The following is a 17,339-nucleotide window of genomic DNA, read 5'->3' on the forward strand; positions in this document are numbered from 1 at the left end:
CTTCGGCGGACGGGAGGCGCGGGGCGGGATGGCACTGTGCCTCCCGTCCGTGGGGCGCACCGACCACTGCCACATGCGATTACAACGTTGACGTGCGCTTTACAGCGCTGTAAACAGGAGCCTGCGCGACGATGCGCAACGAGGGAGAGACCCGATGGTGGGAAGCAGGACCGCAACACTCCAGGCCGCGGTGAGCCGGCGGGGGTTCCTCGCGGGCGCGGCCGGTGGCATCGCACTCGGCACGATGGCGCTCGCCGGGTGCGCGACCCCGGGGCGTGCCGCCGGTGGTGCCACGACGCTCCGCTTCTACGAGCAGAAGCAGGAGGTCATCGCCTACTTCGACAAGCTGCTGCGGAAGTTCGAGGGGGAGCACGCCGGCATGTCGGTCGTGCACGACAGCACGGCGGCCATCGCCCCGCAGTTCGTGCGCGGCGAACCGGCCGACGTCGGGTGCTTCAACGACAACCTCGAGCTCGCCCGGTACATCTCGCGCGGCGTGCTCAGCGACCTCAGCGACCTGCCGTCGGCAGCGCGGGTCCGACCGGACATCGACACCCTGACGAACCAGTACGCGAAGTTCGAGGACCGCACGAGCGTGCTGCCGTACTCGCTCGCGGCGGCCGGGGTGATCTACAACAAGCGGATCTTCGCCGAGCACGACCTGCCGGTCCCGACGACGTGGGACGAGTTCGTCGAGGTCTGCCGGACGCTGCAGAAGGCCGGCATCACGCCGATCTACGCCACCGACCGGGACACCTGGACGCTCTGGCAGGGCCTGTTCGACTACTCGGTGGGCAGCCTCGTCGACACCGGCTCGTTCTTCCGCAGGATGAAGGCCCTCGGCGCCGACGTCGGTCCCGACTCCGAGGTGTCGTTCGAGAAGGACTTCGCGGTGCCGATGGAGCGCGCGAAGACCATCTCGTCGTTCTTCAACCGCGACCACGCCACCCGGGCCTACGCCGACGGCAACCTGGCGTTCGGCAAGGGCGAGGCCGCGATGTACCTGCAGGGCCCGTGGGCGCTCGGGCAGATCGCGCTCATCGACGAGAAGTTGCCCGTCGGCACCTTCGCCCTGCCGGTGTCGAACGACCCGGCCGACCGCAAGGCCCGGGTCAACATCGACCTCGGGCTCTGGATCCCCACGGCGTCCGAGCACCCGGAGCAGGCGAAGGAGCTCGTCGAGTTCCTCATGCAGCCCGAGGTCATCGACGCCTACAACCGCGACAACCTGGCGTACTCGCCCCGCATCGACGCACCGCCGCAGCAGGACGAGCGCCTCGCCGGCCTGCAGCAGTACGTCGACGACGCGGCGTTCTACCAGGGCGCCGGCACCTTCATCCCCACGTCGATCCCGCTCGGCAACTACCTGCAGTCGGCGATCCGGAGCGGGGACTTCACCTCGATGCTGCAGCGGCTCGACTCGGACTGGCGGCGGCTCGCCGGCCGTTCCGCGACGGTCTGAGCCGGACCAGGACACAGGAGCCACCATGACCATGCAGACCCCGCTCTCCCGCGACACCGACCCGGAGACCTCCGGACCGGCGACCGACGCCGCCCGCACGCACCGACGTGTGGGCGCGCGCGGTGTCGGTTCACTCAGCCGCACCGAGGGCATGTACTACCTGTTCCTCGTGCCGGCCCTCGTGCTGTTCACGGCGTTCGTCGTCGCCCCCGCCTGCGTCGGCGTGTTCTACAGCTTCACCGACTACCTCGGGTTCGGGCAGTGGGACTTCATCGGCATCGAGAACTACAAGGCGCTCGTCTCCGACCCGGCGATCCTGGCGTCGTACGGCTTCACGCTCGGCTTCGCGGCGGTCACCGTCGTCGTCACGCAGGTCGTCGCGCTGTCCCTGGCGATCGCCCTGGCGAAGAAGATCCGGTTCGCCGCCGGGTTGCGGTCGGTGTTCGTCATCCCGATGGTGATCTCCGGGATCATCGTCGCCTACGTGTTCAACTTCCTGTTCTCGAACACCGTGCCGGCCCTGGCCACGAGCGTCGGTTTCGGCCCGCTCGAGCAGAGCATCCTCGGCGACCCGAACCTCGCCTGGCTCGCGATCGTGATCGTGTCCGCCTGGCAGACCGTGCCCGGCGCGCTCCTCATCTACACGGCGGGTCTCACATCCATCCCCGAGGAGCTGTACGAGGCCAGTGCGCTCGACGGCGCGACCGGCTGGAAGCAGCTGCGCTCGATCACGCTCCCGCTGCTCGGTGGCTTCATCGTCATCAACACCGTGCTCGGCGTGAAGGGCTACCTCGGCGCCTACGACGTGATCGTCGGTCTGACCAACGGCGGCCCCGGCAGCGCGACGAGCAGCGTCGCGATGACCATCTTCGGCGGCTTCACCGGCGGCGACTACGCCTACCAGATGGCGAACGCGACCGTGTTCTTCATCATCACCGTCCTCATCTCCGTGCTGCAGCTCGCGGCGACCCGCGGAAGGAACCTGCGACTCGCATGACCGCCATCGACACACGACCCCCGACCGACACCCGCGCCGTGACCACCGGCGGCGCCGGTCGTTCCGGCCGCGGCCACCGCCGACGACTGGGCGGTACGAACTGGACCCTGACCGTGGTCCTCGGCCTCGCGTCGCTGACCGTGCTCATCCCGCTGTACGTGACGCTCTCGATGGCGTTCAAGACGACCGAGCAGTCCGTCGACGGCAACGCGCTCTCGCTGCCGTTCCCGTTCAACCCGGGCTCCTTCGCCGAGGCGTGGCAGCTGACCCGGTTCCCGGTGTCCTTCTCGGTGTCCCTCGGCGTCGCGGCGCTCACCGTCGTCGCCACGCTGCTGCTCAGCTCGTTCGCCTCGTACGCGATCGTCCGGAACTGGCACAAGCGGTTCTTCCGCTACTCGTTCGTCTACCTGCTCGCGGCGATGTTCCTGCCGTTCCCGGTGGTGGCGCTGCCGCAGATCAAGCTGACCGCCGAGATCGGCCTCGACAACCCGATCGGCGTCGGGATCCTGCACGCCATGTTCCAACTGTCGTTCAGCGTGCTGCTCTACTCGGCGTACCTGCGGTCGATCCCCGTGGAGCTGGAGGAGAGCGCTCGCATCGACGGGGCATCCACGTGGCAGATCTTCTGGCGGATCATCCTGCCGCTCCTCGGCCCGATGAACGCGACGGTCGGCATCTTCGCGTTCCTGGCATCGTGGAACGACTTCATGATGCCGTCGCTCATCACGGCGGATCCGGGGTTGCAGACCCTGCCCGTGGTGCAGAACATCTTCCAGAGTCAGTTCGGCACCAACTACAACGTCGCCTTCGCCTCGTACCTGATGGCGATGGCGCCCACGATCATCGTCTACCTGTTCGCGCAGCGCTGGGTCATCAGCGGCGTGACGCAGGGCGCGGTCAAGAGCTGAGAGGCACCACGTGAGCAGCACCACCGGCACCAGCACCACCACCACCGGCACCACCAGCGCCGTCCTTCCCACCATCCGTCCGTTCCCCGGTTCGGACCCGGTCGCCGACCCCGCAGCCGTCGTCACCGGCGACCACTGGCGCATCACCGTGCTCGACGCCGGGGCGTTCCGCATCGAGTGGAGCGACGACGGCGGGTTCGAGGACCGGGCATCGACCTTCGCGATGCGCCGCCGCCTGCCCGTGCCGGCGTTCACCGTGGAGCGGACGGCCGCCGCCGACGGCACCGGCACCGCCGCCGGCGTCGTCGTCACCACCGACCGCGCCCGACTGCGCTACGACGGCCGCCCGTTCAGCCCGAGCGGCCTGGTCGTCGAGACCACCGGCCCGGACGCCAACCGCTGGCGCTGGGGGCAGGAGCCGCGCGACCTCGGCGGCACCGGCCGCACCCTCGACGACGTCGACGGCCGGATGCCGCTCGAACCGGGGATCCTGGCCCGCGACGGCATCACCGCGCTCGACGACAGCGAGTCGTTCCTGTTCGCCGACGACGGCTGGATCGGCACGCGGGTCCCCGGGCGCCGCGACGTCACGGTCTTCGCGTACGGCCGCGACTACGACGCCGCGCTGCGCACCTACCACGCGGTCTCCGGGCCGCCGTCGCGGATGCCGCGGTGGGCACTCGGCAACTGGTGGAGCCGGTACCACCCGTACAGCGACACCTCGTACCTCGAGCTGCTGGACCGCTTCGCCGACGAACACCTGCCGTTCTCGGTCGCCGTCATCGACATGGACTGGCACCGGGTGGACTCGGTCCCGCCGCGCTTCGGCAACGGCTGGACGGGGTACTCGTGGGAGCCGTCGCTGTTCCCGGACCCGCGGGCGTTCCTCGCCGAACTGCACCGCCGGGGGATGCGCACGACGCTGAACCTGCACCCGGCCGACGGCGTGCGGGCGTTCGAGGACGCCTACCCCGCGGTGGCGCGCGCGATGGGGGTCGACCCGGAGACCGAGCAGCCGATCCCGTTCGACCCGACGGACCGCCGGTTCCTGCAGGCGTACTTCGAACAGCTGCACCGCCCGCTCGAGGAGCAGGGCGTCGACTTCTGGTGGATCGACTGGCAGCAGGGCCGCGAGACCGGGCTGCCCGGGGTCGACCCGCTGTGGCTGCTCAACCACTTCCACCTGCTCGACTCGGCGCGACACACCGCGTCAGGCGCAGGCGCAGACGCAGACGAAGCTGCAGCCCCGGTCGACGGCATGACCTTCTCGCGCTACGCCGGCCCGGGCAGCCACCGCTACGCCGTCGGGTTCTCCGGCGATGCCGTCGTGTCGTGGGCGTCCCTGGCGTTCCAGCCCGAGTTCACCGCCACCGCCGCGAACATCGGCTACCCCTGGTGGAGCCACGACATCGGCGGCCACACCCGCGGCGTCCGCGACGACGAGCTCGCCACCCGCTGGGTGCAGTTCGGGGTGTTCTCGCCGATCATGCGTCTGCACTCGGCGAACAACCCGTTCATCCGCAAGGAGCCGTGGGTGTTCCCGGCCGAGGCGCGCGCAGCGATGGGCGAGGCGCTCCGCTTCCGCCACCGCCTGGTGCCGTACCTGCACACGATGAACCACGGCACCGCCGAGGGAACCGCGCTGGTCCGGCCGCTCTACCACCTGGAGCCGCGCCGCGACGAGGCGTACCGGGTGCCGAACACCTACGCGTTCGGCTCGGAGCTGCTCGTCGCCCCGATCGTCGCACCCCGCGACCCGGTCAGCCGGCACGGGGTCGCCCGGGCCTGGTTGCCGCCGGGCACCTGGACCGACGTCTTCACCGGCACGGTGTACGCGGGCGACCGGTTCGTCGACCTGCACCGCACGCTCGACACGGTGCCGGTCCTGCTGCGCGCCGGCGGGATCCTGCCGCTCGCCGCGGCCGACCAGCTCGACGCCACCGTCAACCCGACGGCGTTCGAGGTCCTCGTCGCCCCAGGTGCCCCGGGTGCCTTCACCATGGTCGAGGACCACGAGGGCGAGGGCAGCCGCACCGCCCGGACACGTCTCAGCTGGGACCCCGAGCACGCCGAGTTCCGGGTGCACGCCACCACCGGAGCCCTCGACGTCGTCCCCGCCCACCGCGAGTGGCGGATCACGTTCCTCGCCGCACCTGCCGACGGCCAGGAGCCGTCGGCGCGTTCGGCCGACCGGTTCTCGGTCGACTTGTCGGTCGACTCCGCGTCGGGTGGCTCGGTCACGCTGGTCGGCGCACCGGTCGTCGGTGTCGACGCGCGGGACGCCGTCCGGCGGGTCCTCGAGGGCGCGCAGGCCGGCAACCCGGAGAAGCTCGAGGCGTGGGAGGTCGTGGCGAAGGACCTGCCGCGTGCGGAGCGCATCGTCGAGCTCGGCACCGTGGGCCTGCCGAACGCCCTGCGGGACGTCGTCGTCGAGCTGCTCGGCAGCGTGCACCCGGGGGAGTCGACTCCCGCAGGCCGCTGACGGCAGGCGACGTGGGACGAGGCGGAGGGGAGGCCCGTGGCCGGGCCCGCCACGTGCCCTGGGACCGGCCACACTGCGGACTGGAGGCTCGTGGCCGGGCGCGCGCCGGGCCTCCTGTCCGTCGTCAGGCGCCCTGGTGCGCCGCCCGGTCGGACGTGCCGTCCGCGTACGGCGCGCTCTCGCCGACGAGCAGGCGGTGGCCGACCGTGACGAGCCGACCGGGCACCTCGGAGCCGTCCATCCGCTCGACCAACAGGTCGAGGGCAGTGCCGGCGAGGGCGACCGTGTCGGGTGCGACGGAGGTCAGACTCGGCACCAGGCTCGACCCGAGGCCGACCGCGTCCCAGCCGACGACCGCGACGTCACGGGGCGCGTCCAGGCCGCGCAGGCGCATCGCCCGGAGCGCCCCGAGCGCCGCCAGGTCGTCGCGGCAGAGCAGCCCGTCGACCTGCAGGCCGGCGTCGAGCGCCGCACCGAAGGCGACTTCGGCACCGGCGGCGTCGCCGACCTCGCGGGGGACCAGCAGCGCGTCGTCGAGCGGCAGGCCCGCGGCGACGAGTCCGGCGCGGTAGCCGTCCAGGCGCAGGCCGGACGTGCGCGAGGACGGCCCGGTCTCGTGCCCGAAGAACCCGATGCGGCGACAACCGAGCGCGACGAGGTGCGCGACGGCCTCGGCGGCGGCGCCGGCGTTGTCGATGACGACCTGGTCGGCGTGCGGCGGCCGGACGTCCTCGCCGAGGAACACCACGGCGGTGTCCCCGCGGATCCGGTCGATCGTCTCGGGCGTGAGCACCTGGGGGTGGATCACGACCCCGTCGACCACGCCGGCCTCACGCCCCCGCACGGCGGAGCGCTCGCCGTCCGGGTCGCCGGCGGTCTCCTCGAGCAGGAGCTGGTAGCCGCGGTCGGCGCAGACCCGCGAGAAGACGTGGGCGAGCTCCGCGAAGTAGGGGCGACGCAGGTCGGGGAACGCGAAGGCGAGCATGTTCGACCGCCCGGTCGCGAGTGACCGGCCCGACACGTTCGGCCGGTAGCCGAGCTCGTCGATGGCGGCCTGTACCCGGCTGCGCATGGGGTCGCTGACGTGCTGGTAGCCGCGGACGACGTTGGACACGGTCTTCATCGAGACACCGGCGTGCGCGGCGACGTCCTGCAGCGTGACCTTGCCCATCCGCTCACCGTAGCGGGCGGAGGGTCGGGGTCCGGCGGACCGACCGGGCCAGCGGTGTCGACGGGGCGTGCTCAGGCGCGCTCCGGCCTGCTCGTCAGGGGACGAGTCGGCGCTGCACGATCGCGCGGGCGACCTCGGAGAGTGCTTCGTGGTGCTCGAGCGCGTACCCCCGGATCACGGCGAAGGCGTCCTCGATCGAGACGCCCCGCAGGTACGACACGACACCCTTGGCCTGCTCGATCACCTCACGCGAGCCGATCGTGCGCTGCAACTGTGCGCGGACGACCTCGTGCTCGCGCAGGGACCGTTCGTGCAGGATGCCGATCGTCGCCACGTCGGCCAGGGCCCGGGCGACGCGCAGGTCCGTCTCCCCGAGGGAACCGGGGCCGACACCGAACAGGTTGAGCGTGCCGATGACGTTGCTCCCCAGCCGCAGCGGGACGGCGTGCACCGACCGGAACCCGAGCGCGAGCGCACCCGTGCGGAACATCGCCCACTCCGCCGGTGCCGACTCGATGTCCGGACACGTCACGGCCCGTCCGGTCGCGAACGAGGTCATGCAGGGGCCGGCCTCGGCGTCGAGCTGCAGGACCTCGACGAGCCGGGTGGCCTCGGACGTCGAAGCCACGACCTCGAGCTCCTGGTCGTCGTTCGCCAGCAGGATGCCCGCGGCGTCGATGCCGAGCACGTCGGCGCAGGTCTCGACCAGGGTCTGCAGGAGCTCCAGGACGTCGTACGCATCCACCAGGGTGTCGGCGAGCGATGTGAACGTCTCGAGGATCTGTGCTTCTCTGCCTGCCGTCGTCACTGGACCTCCTCGATCAGGTCGCCTCGTTTCTCGAACCGGACCGTGCCGTCCAGGATCTGCTCCGCCACCCGCCGCATCGTCCTCCGACGGGCGAACGCGTGGCCCTGCAGCAGCAGGTAGGCGTCCTCGGGGCTGATGTCGAGCTGCGCGAGCACGACCCCGGTGGCCTGGTGCACCACGCGACGCGACGAGGGACTCCGGTCGAGCAGGGCGTCGTCCTCGTCCGCGATCGAGCGGAGGGCTCTGCGGAGGACCCGGCGGCTGACGGCCGAGGCGAGGGTCATGGCCTGCCGCACCGTGTCGTCCTCGATCGTGGCGGGCCGCGGCACGTACACGTCGACCGCGCCGAGCGGGAACGGGCCGAACGCGACCGGGAACGCGAAGACCGCACCGACCGGTTCGCTCCGGACGGCCTCGTTGAAGGCGGGCCACGCGGCGTTCGGATGACGGACGACGTCGGTCTCCAGGACCGGGGCGTCCTTCGCCAGGGCGGCCCAGCACGGGCCCTCGGACAGGTCGAACTGGATCTCGTCGACGCGGACGGCGACCTGGTCCGTCGCCGAGACGGTCTCGCTGGGGCAGAGTTCACCGAACGTCGAGATCGCGACGCCGCCCATCGGCAGCGCGAGCGCGATCGGCCGACTGAGTTCGTCGTCGGCGATGTCCGCCGACCGGAGCGCACGGAGTGCACGCTCGAATGCGTCATCCATGGTCGCCTTCCCTGCCGTGATCCGATCCTACGCGCTGTCCCGTTCCGGACGATCCGGACGGCGCAGGCGCGCTGGACGGCGGTCCTGCGCGCCAGGCCGGCAGTTCGACCGGCGGGTACGACCCCTGCTCGTCCTGCACCCGGAGCATCGCGTCCAGGGCGACCAGGCTCACGCCGGACGTCTCGCGCACGACCGCCCGCACCGCGTTGCCGAGCAGGAACGCCATCAGGTCCTCGCTCCCGCCGTCGGGCCGGTAGTCGCGCCACGGGCCGGACCCCGCTCGCTGCAGGGCCCCGGTGAGCACGGCCTTCGGGTCGTCGACGTCGACCTCGCAATCGAGCACCAGGCGGAAGCGCCGCTGGTTCCGGTCCGACAGGCTCGGTGCGCCGTCCTCGTCCTCCTCCGGAACGAAGGAGCGCAACGCCGACGAGGGAGCGATCCCGTAGGCCGCACGGAAGGCCGCGGCCATCCGGCCCGCGTTGCTGAACTGCCAGCGCTCGGCGATCTCGGCGATGGTCTGCCGGTCGGGTGCGCCGGAAGCCGCCTGCAGATCACGCCGCACCCCCTCGAGCCGGACCGCCCGGAGGAACGTCCCCGGGGTCTGCCCGATCTCGGCCTGGAACCGTTTCTGCAGGCTCCGCGGCGACAACTGCACGGCCGCAGCGACGTCCGCGACCGTGATGTGGGTCGCCGCGTGCTCGTGGACGAACCGGAGGGCGTCACGTACCGCACGGGAGAGCCGGGGCGGGACGTCCTGGGTCGCACTGCTCCCGTCGGTCATGAGCCGACCGTACGGGAACCGTCGATGGTGCGCTCCCAGGGCCCGATCGAGGCCGAGCGAGGCCGTGCATGATCAGCCCTGTACGGCCCGAAGTCAACCCCTGACATTGCGGGAAGTGTCCTGTCGATACTGAAACTGTCTCGTGTGCCGCTGTTCTGGCGGTGCGCCACATCGAACCGACAGGGAGGCGCGATGGGACACCGACAGGGCTTCACGACCACGACCAGGATGACCGATGCCGTCGTCTGGCAGCAGGTCGTCCACACCGACCGGATCCGGGCGCTCGCCGCCACGGACCCGACCGACATCCGGGTGCAGCCGGTCGACTCCGGGTGCTGGCGCGTCGTCGACGCAGCTGCCGCCTGGGGTGACCCGGACATGCTCCTCGGGTTCATCGAGCGCACGGTCGACGGCTTCGACTGCACGCTCATGGCGGCGCTGCACGAGCACGACCGACGGGCCACCCTGCAGGACGCCCGCGCCTGGTTCGAGCACCACTGCGGACAGCACCTCGACGAGGCACCGTGCTGACCGCGGTCCACGGGACCGACACGGCCCGGACCGTCACCGCGCGGATCGACGCTCACCGACGTCGCACCGAACGCTCCGGTACCGACCGGGCCTTCGCGGCACGCGTGCTCGCCCAGGCCGGGCACGGCCGTGACGTGCGCTTCGACCTCGAGGACGACGCCTTCCGGCTGCCGTTCCGGTTCCGCTACCGGACCCGACGGGACGGCTGTGTGAGCCTCGTCACGGTGTCGGCGACCTCCGGTTTCTCCGGGATCTTCCAACCCAACGACCGCATCGTCGTCGGGTGGTCGAGCACCGGCGGTGTCCGCGTCGCCGTCGACGGCGGGGTCGTCCTCGAGACCAGGCCCGGCACGCCCGTCCTGATGCCGACGTCCGGGGAGTTCTCGGTGCGTGCCCCGAAGGGCACGCTGCAGCTCGTGAGCATCGACCGGTCGCTCCTCGACCAGGTGGGCTCGTCGCTGGGAGCAGCAGCGCCGGGACTGCCGACCCGGGGAGCCGAGCCCGCCATCGCGGCGCTCGAACACCTGCGCCGGTGCGTCGAGCAGGTGGCCGTCACCGCGACGCGCGACGGGTTCACCCCGGGTGCCCGGACCGGTGCGCAGGTCGCGCTGGTCGAGGCCGTGCTCCGAGCCTTCGGGGTGCTGACGCCCGCGGTGCTCCGCCGTGCGGTGATGCCGTCGACGGTCGAACTCGCCGAGGCCTACCTCGAGGGCCATTGCGACCGGCCCTTGTGCCTCACCGACATCTGCGACGCCGTGGGTGTGAGCCCGCGGACCCTGCAGACGTCCTTCATGCGGGAGCACGGCGTCTCGCCGATGACGTTCCTGCTGCGGATGCGGCTCGACCGGGTGCACGCGGTCCTCGAGTCCAGCAGCCGGCACGAGACCAGCGTGAGCGAGGCCGCGATGGCCTGGGGCTTCCGGCACCTCGGGCGGTTCTCGGGGACGTACTTCCGTCGGTTCCGGGAGTACCCGGGGCAGACGTTGCGTGCATCGTCCGGGTCGTGCGCAGACGGTCCGGAGCGCCACGCGGGCTGAACCGGTGTGTCGCGCGACGTGTTCCGGACACCACGGTGAACACGCAAGTTCGGCCCCTAGGGTCGCCACAAGCGCACTCGCGTGAACTCCCTCGAACCGGTTGAAGGACCGATCCGTACCGGAAGGCGGTCCACATGACCACCACTCCGCTCGCTCAGGGTTACACCCGCACTCGTCCCGCTACGGGTGCCCGCAAGGGCACCTCGACCTACTCCGCGCTGCTGGCGCAGGTGAAGGAGAACGGCCTGCTCCGCCGTCGTACCGGTTTCTACTGGGCACTGTTCGGCGCACTCGTCGGCAGTCTTGCCCTCACCTGGGTCGCGTTCGCGTTCCTCGGTGACTCGTGGTTCCAGCTGATCGTGGCCGGCGCGCTGGGCGTGCTGTTCACGCAGTTCGCGTTCCTGTCGCACGAGGCCGCGCACCGTCAGGTGTTCGAGTCCCAGAAGTGGAACGACCGCGCGGGCCGCTGGCTCGGCACGTTCCTCGTGGGGCTCAGCTACTCGTGGTGGATGAACAAGCACACCCGCCACCACGGCAACCCGAACACCGTCGGCAAGGACCCCGACATCGCGCCCGACGGCATCCGGTTCCTGCCGGAGGACGCCGCGGCCGTCAAGGGCGGCGCGATGAAGACCTTCATGCGCTTCCAGGGGTGGCTGTTCTTCCCCCTCCTGACGCTCGAGGGCCTGAACCTGCACCGCTACGCGGTGATGTCGATCGTCACCGGCAACGGCACCAAGGCCGACAAGAAGCACCGCCTCATCGAGGGTGCCCTGCTCGTGGCGCGTTTCGCGATCTACCTGACCGTCGTGTTCTGGTTCCTGCCGTTCGGGATGGCGTGTGCGTTCCTCGGGGTGCAGCTCGCCGTGTTCGGCGTGATGATGGGCGCCTCGTTCGCCCCGAACCACAAGGGCATGCCGACCATCGCGCACGACGCGAAGGTCGACTTCTTCTCCCGCCAGGTGCGCACCTCGCGCAACATCCGTGGCGGCTGGTGGGTGTCGTTCCTGATGGGCGGCCTGAACTACCAGGTCGAGCACCACCTGTTCCCGTCGATGCCGCGCCCGGCACTGAAGCAGGCCCGCCTGCTCGTCCGTGACCACTGCGACACCCTCGACGTGCCCTACACCGAGACCACGCTGCTGCGGTCCTACGGCATCGTCGTCCGGTACCTCAATCGCGTCGGCCTCGCCGCCCGCGACCCCTTCGCGTGCCCGATGGTCGCGCAGCTGCGCATCCACTGACACCGTGCTGACCGCCATGCCGACGGGCACCGTCAAGTGGTTCGACCACAGCAAGGGGTACGGCTTCATCCACCCCGACGACGGGTCCCAGGACCTGTTCGCGCACTTCTCCAGCATCGTCGCGGCGACCGGCTCCCGGCCGCTCGCCCAGGACGACCACGTGCAGTACGAGATCGGGCCGGGCAAGAAGGGTCCGCAGGCGGACAACATCTCGATCATCCGCTGATCGGCACCACCACGAGCGACGCCCCGACCGGTCCGGTCGGGGCGTCGCTCGTTGCGCGCATGGCCGCGGCAGCCCGAGTCTCGGCCCCGCGGACAGGCTGCGGGTCCCGGTACCCGCAACCTGTCCGCGGGGCCGAGTCCCGGCAGGGGGCCGCCGGCCCGGCGCGCGGACACGACGGACGGGAGGCCCGGTGCCAGCTGGCACCGGGCCTCCCGTCCGTCTGTGCGCCCGTTCTTTCCCATCGCGCGCGTTCTTTCCCATCGCGCGCGCGTTGGTTCGCAAGAAGGGGCGTACCTGGTCGAAACAACCCACCAGGTACGCCCGGTTCCACCAGGTACGCCCGGTTCCACCCGGTATGCCCGGTTCCGCCAGGTACGCCCGGTTCCGCCAGGTATGCCCGGTTCCGCCAGGTACGCCCGGTTCTGCTCGGCGCACGACGCACGACGGCCCGGACCGCGCTGCTGCGGGGTCCGGGCCGACTGTGGTGGTGCGGCAGGTGTTACTTGATCTGGGCGGTGATGGTGGCGGTGCCGACGAGGAGGCCGCGCTTGACGGCGTCGGTGCCGAAGGTCTTGTTCAGCAGGCCGGCGGCGTCTTCGCTGACGTGGACGGTGGTGCCGGTCAGGATGGCGTTGTCGCCCTCGAGCTGGAGGGGCTTGAGCGAGCCGCCGTGCAGCTCGAACAGGAACGCGTCGGCCGCGGCGACCTTGCCGTTGACCAGGACGTCGCCGTAGAGCTTGGACGAGCCCGGGTTCACGACGAAGTTCTCCAGCGTGACGGTGGTGTCGCCGGCCTTCAGGGTCAGACCCGAGTCGTCGTGGTTCAGCAGGCCCTGCACGTAGGGGCGGTAGTTGCCGTCCGGGGACCAGTAGGTGACCGACCCGGCGGTGATCGGGAACGACACCGACCCGTCGGCGAGGGTCGCGTCGCCGGAGACGCCGGGGGTGAGCTTCAGGGCGGTGAGGGCGTCGGTGAAGCCGGAGTCGAGCTTCACGGCGGTGGAGCCGCCGAGGACCTCGGGGACCGAGGCGACGGGTGCGGGGATCTTCGACTCGGACGACGAGGACACCGTGTGCACGTTCGGGGTGGCGGCCTGTGCGGAGGAGATCCCGAACGCGGCACCGCCGAGGACGAGGGCACCGGTCGTGGCGAGGGTGATGGAGGTCTTGAGGCTCTTACGCATCGTGATCAGTCCTTTGCTGTTGTCGCGCTCGGCGCGGCTGCTGCGTGCGCGCCGAACACACCCTCGGTGGGGTGGAGAACCAGCGATGTGCGGCTGGTGAGCGCTCCGGGTGTTTCCCGGTCGTTGCAGGTGATTCGGCGTCGTCCGCCAGTCGGATTGGGACGAGTTCTCCGGGCCTGCCACCCCTAGGCTCGGGTCATGCGGGGAACGACGATCCGACCGACGACGGAGGACGACTGGGAGTCCGTCCGGGCACTGCGGCTGGAGATGCTCCGGGACACGCCGAAGGCGTACGGGGAGCGGCTCGCCGACGCGGAGCGGATGCAGGAGCGTGACTGGCGTCGACGCGGCCGCCGTGAGCACGACGTCGGCGGGACGACCCTCGCCGCGATCGGCGCCGACGGCCGGTGGCTCGGGACGATGGGGGTGTTCGTACCCGGCCCCCGGGTCGGGCCGCTCCTGGTCGGCGTCTACGTCGCACCGTCGCACCGAGGGCGTGCCGCCGGTGTCGCCGATGGATTGCTCGACGAGATCGAGGCCTGGGCGGCAGCGCACGGATCGGCTCTGCGGCTGCACGTGCACCAGGCGAACACCCGTGCGCAGGCCTTCTACGCCCGGCGTGGCTACGAGCCCACGGGTGCGACCGAGGCGTACGTGCTCGATCCGAGCGAACTCGAGGTCGAGATGATCCGGCAGCTACGGGGATCGCTGTGAGCGGCGGGACGGACGGAGCTGCCGGGGCTGCCGGGCCCGTCGTGCGGTGGCTGCTGCTCGATGTCGGTGGCGTGCTCGAACTCGTCGACGACGCCGCCTGGCCCGGACGCTTCCGGGCGCGGTGGGCCGAGCGTCTCGGGATGACGACGGACGACTTCTCCGATCGCCTCGTCGCGGCCGACCTGCCCGATGCCTCCCGTCAGACCGGCGTCGTCGACCGGTACTGGGGCGCGATCGGCTCGGCGCTCGGGTTGTCGGCCGACCAGCTCGCCGTCATACGGGCCGACTTCTGGGACGCTTACTGCGGAACCCTGAACCAGCCGTTGTACGACTTCCTCGCCGGACTCCGGGGCACGATCGGCCTCGCGATCCTGTCGAACTCGGGCGACGGCGCCCGAGAGGAAGAAGAGCGGCGCTTCCGGTTCTCGGCGGTGTTCGACCCGATCTGCTACTCCCACGAGATCGGTGTGAACAAGCCCGATGCCGAGGCGTTCCGGATCACCCTCGAGCGCCTCGGGGCGGATCCGGACGAGGTGTTCTTCGTGGACGACGTGCCCGAGAACATCGAGGCCGCACGTGCGCTCGGCATCGGGGCGCACCTGCACGTCGACACCGACGAGACGATCCGGGTGCTCGATGCGGTCGTGCGGGGGAGCGGTCGGCAGTGACCGTCGGCATCGTGTTCTTCGACGTCGACGGAACCCTCGTCGGCCCCGGCTCCAGCAGCAGCTTCCTGGCCGCCCGGTTCGGGCACCAGGACGCGCTCGACGACGCCGAACTCCGCTACGCCGACGGCGATCTCACCAACCAGCAGGTCAGTGAGGTCGACGCACTCGGGTGGCGCGGCACGACCACGGCGACGATCGACCGGTGGCTCGACGACCTCCCGGTGCTACCCGGAACCGAGACCGTCGTCGCGTGGTGCCGTGCCCACGACGTCGAACCCGTGCTCGCGTCGCTCGCGTGGCAGCCCGTGACCCGTTCCCTCGCGCGGCGGTTCGGGTTCGTCCCGAACGGCGGGCCACGCGTGGGGGAGCACGGTGGCGCCCACGACGGCACCGTCGCCGAGCACTTCGACGAGTTCGACAAGCGGGACCGGGCGCTCGCGCTCGCTCGCGACCTCGGTGTGCCGCTCGGACACTGCTGCGCCATCGGCGACAGCCGCTCGGACATCCCGCTCTTCCAGGCGCTCCCCAGTGCGTTGGCGCTCAACGCGGGTCCGGCGGCCCGTGCGGCCGCGAGTGACGCGATAGACGCGGACGACCTCTCGCGCATCATTCCCTGGCTCGACCGCTGGCTCCGGGAACTCGCCTGATCGATCGGCTCCGAGCGGGATGCGGCATGATCGGTCCGTGCCTGATGTGAACCCGACCGCCGCGTACCGTGCCGCCCGCGACCAGCTCCTCGCCGCGGATTCTCCCGAAGCGGCACGCGCCGGGTTCCGCTGGCCGGACGTCGGCGACACGTTCAACTGGGCGACCGACTGGTTCGACGTCATCGCGACCGACAACAGCCGCACCGCGCTCTGGATCGTCGAGGAGGACGGTCGTGAGCAGCGGCTGAGCTACGGGGAGATGGCCGCACGGTCCGATCGGCTCGCCGCGCGCCTGCACGGATTCGGCGTGCAGCAGGGCGACCACGTCCTCGTCATGCTCGGCAACCAGCTCGAGCTCTGGGAGACGATGCTCGCCGTGATCAAGCTCGGTGCGGTCATCCTGCCGACGTCGACGATGCTCGACACCGCCGACCTGCAGGACCGCGTCGACCGGGGCTCGGTGGCGCACGTCGTCACGAACCGGGGCGAGACGCACAAGTACGACGACGTCCGCGGGTCCTTCACGCGGATCGTCATCGGCGGTCCCGCTGACGGGTGGACGGAGTACCCGAGCGACCTGGGCGACCCCGCTCCCACCGACGAGGTCCGTCCCGACGTCGTCACCCGCACGACCGACCCGTGCCTGGTCTACTTCACGTCCGGCACGACGTCGAAGCCGAAGATGGTCGTGCACACCCAGACGTCGTACCCGGTCGGGCACCTCAGCACGATGTACTGGCTCGGCGTCCGGCCCGGTGACGTGCACCTGACGATCAGCTCGCCCGGATGGGGCAAGCACGCCTGGAGCTGCTTCTTCGCGCCGTGGATCGCCGAGGCCACCGTGTTCATCCACAACACGGCGCGCTTCGACCCCGCTGCACTCCTCGCGCAGCTCGAGCGGGCCGAGGTCAACACGTTCTGCGCGCCGCCGACCGCGTGGCGGATGATGCTGCAGTCCGACCTCGGTGCGCGGCCACGGGCGCTCCGCGAGCTCATCTCGGCCGGCGAGCCGCTCAACCCCGAGGTCATCGACCGTGTCGCCACGGCGTGGGGGCTGACCATCCGCGACGGCTACGGGCAGACCGAGACCACCGCGATCATCGGCAACGCCCCGGGTGCCGCCGTGACGCCCGGCGCGATGGGCAAGCCGCTCCCCGGCGTGACCGTGACGCTGCTCGACCCCGTGTCCGGTGAACCGGGCGACGAGGGCGAGGTCTGCCTCGACCTCACCGAGCGGCCCGTCAACCTGATGGCCGAGTACCTCGGCGACCCCGACCGCACGGCCTCGTCGATGCGCGACGGCTTCTTCCACACCGGCGACATCGCCGTCCGCGACGCCGACGGCGAGCTGACCTTCATCGGCCGCACCGACGACGTGTTCAAGTCCTCCGACTACAAGGTGTCGCCGTTCGAGGTGGAGAGTGCGCTGCTGGAGCACCCGGCCGTGGCCGAGAGCGCGGTCGTCCCGGCCCCTGACGACGCCCGTCTCAACGTCGTCAAGGCGTACGTCACGTTGGCCACCGGATGGGAGGCGTCGGCCGACACCGCCAGGCAGGTCCTGGAGTACGCGCGCACGGCGCTCCCCGCCTACGCGCGCGTCCGCCGGGTCGAGTTCGCCGCGCTCCCGAAGACCATCTCGGGTAAGATCCGCCGCGTGGAGCTGCGGGAGCGCGAGGAGCAGTCGGTGAGCAACGGCACGCGCGCCGAGGGGGAGTGGCGGGACGACGAGTTCCCCGGCCTCCGCGTTCCCCGCCCGCAGGCGAGCTGACC

The 17,339-nt window shown here is 71.0% G+C and carries 17 protein-coding genes; 12 read left to right on the forward strand and 5 right to left on the reverse strand.

Translation table 11 applies throughout. The features are described from left to right. Positions 1-154 precede the first annotated feature (154 nt). Genes DEI85_RS05985 through DEI85_RS06000 form a run of 4 tightly spaced genes read left to right on the forward strand, consistent with a single transcriptional unit; the run spans position 155 to position 5,849 of the window. A complete protein-coding gene (locus tag DEI85_RS05985) occupies positions 155-1,462 on the forward strand; it encodes an ABC transporter substrate-binding protein (RefSeq protein WP_258376272.1) in 1,308 nt (435 codons plus the stop codon). A gap of 25 nt (positions 1,463-1,487) precedes the next feature. Then, complete coding sequence (locus tag DEI85_RS05990) at positions 1,488-2,459, forward strand: carbohydrate ABC transporter permease (RefSeq protein WP_111123157.1); 972 nt, start codon at positions 1,488-1,490, stop codon at positions 2,457-2,459. Continuing rightward, positions 2,456-3,367 (forward strand): carbohydrate ABC transporter permease, encoded by a 912-nt coding sequence (locus DEI85_RS05995; protein ID WP_110859353.1) that lies wholly within the window; start codon positions 2,456-2,458, stop codon positions 3,365-3,367. The genes DEI85_RS05990 and DEI85_RS05995 overlap by 4 nt, the downstream gene beginning before the upstream one ends. A 10-nt stretch (positions 3,368-3,377) precedes the next feature. After that, positions 3,378-5,849, forward strand: a complete 2,472-nt coding sequence (locus tag DEI85_RS06000) for a glycoside hydrolase family 31 protein (protein WP_111123158.1) — start codon at positions 3,378-3,380, stop codon at positions 5,847-5,849. A 124-nt stretch (positions 5,850-5,973) separates the two neighbouring features. On the opposite strand, the gene DEI85_RS06005 is transcribed toward DEI85_RS06000, so the two are convergent. The 4 genes from DEI85_RS06005 to DEI85_RS06020 form a co-directional block, all read right to left on the reverse strand. Then, positions 5,974-7,020, reverse strand: a complete 1,047-nt coding sequence (locus DEI85_RS06005) for a LacI family DNA-binding transcriptional regulator (protein WP_110859355.1) — start codon at positions 7,018-7,020, stop codon at positions 5,974-5,976. A 94-nt stretch (positions 7,021-7,114) separates the two neighbouring features. Beyond that, positions 7,115-7,828 carry a GAF and ANTAR domain-containing protein gene (locus tag DEI85_RS06010; RefSeq protein WP_110859356.1) on the reverse strand — a complete coding sequence of 238 codons (714 nt, stop codon included), beginning with the start codon at positions 7,826-7,828 and terminating at the stop codon, positions 7,115-7,117. Continuing rightward, positions 7,825-8,538 (reverse strand): GAF and ANTAR domain-containing protein, encoded by a 714-nt coding sequence (locus DEI85_RS06015; protein WP_110859357.1) that lies wholly within the window; start codon positions 8,536-8,538, stop codon positions 7,825-7,827. The genes DEI85_RS06010 and DEI85_RS06015 overlap by 4 nt, the downstream gene beginning before the upstream one ends. Then, positions 8,531-9,319 (reverse strand): helix-turn-helix transcriptional regulator, encoded by a 789-nt coding sequence (locus DEI85_RS06020; RefSeq protein WP_110859358.1) that lies wholly within the window; start codon positions 9,317-9,319, stop codon positions 8,531-8,533. Before DEI85_RS06020 ends, DEI85_RS06015 begins: the two co-directional genes overlap by 8 nt. Before the next feature lie 192 nt (positions 9,320-9,511). Between DEI85_RS06020 and DEI85_RS06025 the strand changes: the two genes are divergently transcribed. The 4 genes from DEI85_RS06025 (at position 9,512) to DEI85_RS06040 (ending at position 12,357) form a co-directional block, all read left to right on the forward strand. Continuing rightward, positions 9,512-9,850 (forward strand): hypothetical protein, encoded by a 339-nt coding sequence (locus DEI85_RS06025; protein ID WP_111123159.1) that lies wholly within the window; start codon positions 9,512-9,514, stop codon positions 9,848-9,850. Further along, positions 9,844-10,887, forward strand: a complete 1,044-nt coding sequence (locus tag DEI85_RS06030; RefSeq protein WP_111123160.1) for a helix-turn-helix domain-containing protein — start codon at positions 9,844-9,846, stop codon at positions 10,885-10,887. Before DEI85_RS06025 ends, DEI85_RS06030 begins: the two co-directional genes overlap by 7 nt. Positions 10,888-11,021: 134 nt before the next feature. Next, positions 11,022-12,131, forward strand: coding sequence for a fatty acid desaturase family protein (locus DEI85_RS06035; RefSeq protein WP_110859361.1), 1,110 nt, complete (start codon positions 11,022-11,024; stop codon positions 12,129-12,131). A 4-nt stretch (positions 12,132-12,135) separates the two neighbouring features. After that, a complete protein-coding gene (locus tag DEI85_RS06040) occupies positions 12,136-12,357 on the forward strand; it encodes a cold-shock protein (protein ID WP_309146757.1) in 222 nt (73 codons plus the stop codon). Positions 12,358-12,856: 499 nt separating this feature from the next. Here the strand turns inward: DEI85_RS06040 and DEI85_RS06045 are convergent, their stop codons facing one another. Beyond that, complete coding sequence (locus DEI85_RS06045; protein ID WP_284183453.1) at positions 12,857-13,540, reverse strand: hypothetical protein; 684 nt, start codon at positions 13,538-13,540, stop codon at positions 12,857-12,859. 198 nt (positions 13,541-13,738) lie between these two features. Here DEI85_RS06045 and DEI85_RS06050 point away from each other — a divergent pair, with 198 nt between their 5' ends. Genes DEI85_RS06050 through DEI85_RS06065 form a run of 4 tightly spaced genes read left to right on the forward strand, consistent with a single transcriptional unit; the run spans position 13,739 to position 17,337 of the window. After that, positions 13,739-14,254 (forward strand): GNAT family N-acetyltransferase, encoded by a 516-nt coding sequence (locus DEI85_RS06050; protein ID WP_110862829.1) that lies wholly within the window; start codon positions 13,739-13,741, stop codon positions 14,252-14,254. After that, positions 14,251-14,922 carry an HAD-IA family hydrolase gene (locus tag DEI85_RS06055; RefSeq protein ID WP_110862830.1) on the forward strand — a complete coding sequence of 224 codons (672 nt, stop codon included), beginning with the start codon at positions 14,251-14,253 and terminating at the stop codon, positions 14,920-14,922. Before DEI85_RS06050 ends, DEI85_RS06055 begins: the two co-directional genes overlap by 4 nt. Next, positions 14,919-15,569 carry an HAD family hydrolase gene (locus DEI85_RS06060; RefSeq protein WP_110862831.1) on the forward strand — a complete coding sequence of 217 codons (651 nt, stop codon included), beginning with the start codon at positions 14,919-14,921 and terminating at the stop codon, positions 15,567-15,569. Before DEI85_RS06055 ends, DEI85_RS06060 begins: the two co-directional genes overlap by 4 nt. A gap of 19 nt (positions 15,570-15,588) precedes the next feature. Further along, the gene (locus DEI85_RS06065; RefSeq protein WP_111124408.1) at positions 15,589-17,337 is read left to right on the forward strand and encodes an AMP-binding protein; all 1,749 of its coding nucleotides are present in this window, start codon (positions 15,589-15,591) and stop codon (positions 17,335-17,337) included. Positions 17,338-17,339: the final 2 nt, after the last annotated feature.

The sequence above is a fragment of the Curtobacterium sp. MCBD17_026 genome (genome assembly GCF_003234895.2).
Taxonomy (GTDB): Bacteria; Actinomycetota; Actinomycetes; order Actinomycetales; family Microbacteriaceae; genus Curtobacterium; species Curtobacterium flaccumfaciens.

Bases quoted from the DNA above. Each gene is read 5' to 3' on its own strand.
- DEI85_RS05985 (WP_258376272.1), top strand. From the start codon at position 155: ATGGTGGGAAGCAGGACCGCAACACTCCAGGCCGCGGTGAGCCGGCGG.
- DEI85_RS05990 (WP_111123157.1), top strand. From the start codon at position 1,488: ATGACCATGCAGACCCCGCTCTCCCGCGACACCGACCCGGAGACCTCC.
- DEI85_RS05995 (WP_110859353.1), top strand. From the start codon at position 2,456: ATGACCGCCATCGACACACGACCCCCGACCGACACCCGCGCCGTGACC.
- DEI85_RS06005 (WP_110859355.1), bottom strand. From the start codon at position 7,020: ATGGGCAAGGTCACGCTGCAGGACGTCGCCGCGCACGCCGGTGTCTCG.
- DEI85_RS06015 (WP_110859357.1), bottom strand. From the start codon at position 8,538: ATGGATGACGCATTCGAGCGTGCACTCCGTGCGCTCCGGTCGGCGGAC.
- DEI85_RS06020 (WP_110859358.1), bottom strand. From the start codon at position 9,319: ATGACCGACGGGAGCAGTGCGACCCAGGACGTCCCGCCCCGGCTCTCC.
- DEI85_RS06025 (WP_111123159.1), top strand. From the start codon at position 9,512: ATGGGACACCGACAGGGCTTCACGACCACGACCAGGATGACCGATGCC.
- DEI85_RS06035 (WP_110859361.1), top strand. From the start codon at position 11,022: ATGACCACCACTCCGCTCGCTCAGGGTTACACCCGCACTCGTCCCGCT.
- DEI85_RS06045 (WP_284183453.1), bottom strand. From the start codon at position 13,540: ATGCGTAAGAGCCTCAAGACCTCCATCACCCTCGCCACGACCGGTGCC.
- DEI85_RS06050 (WP_110862829.1), top strand. From the start codon at position 13,739: ATGCGGGGAACGACGATCCGACCGACGACGGAGGACGACTGGGAGTCC.
- DEI85_RS06065 (WP_111124408.1), top strand. From the start codon at position 15,589: ATGCGGCATGATCGGTCCGTGCCTGATGTGAACCCGACCGCCGCGTAC.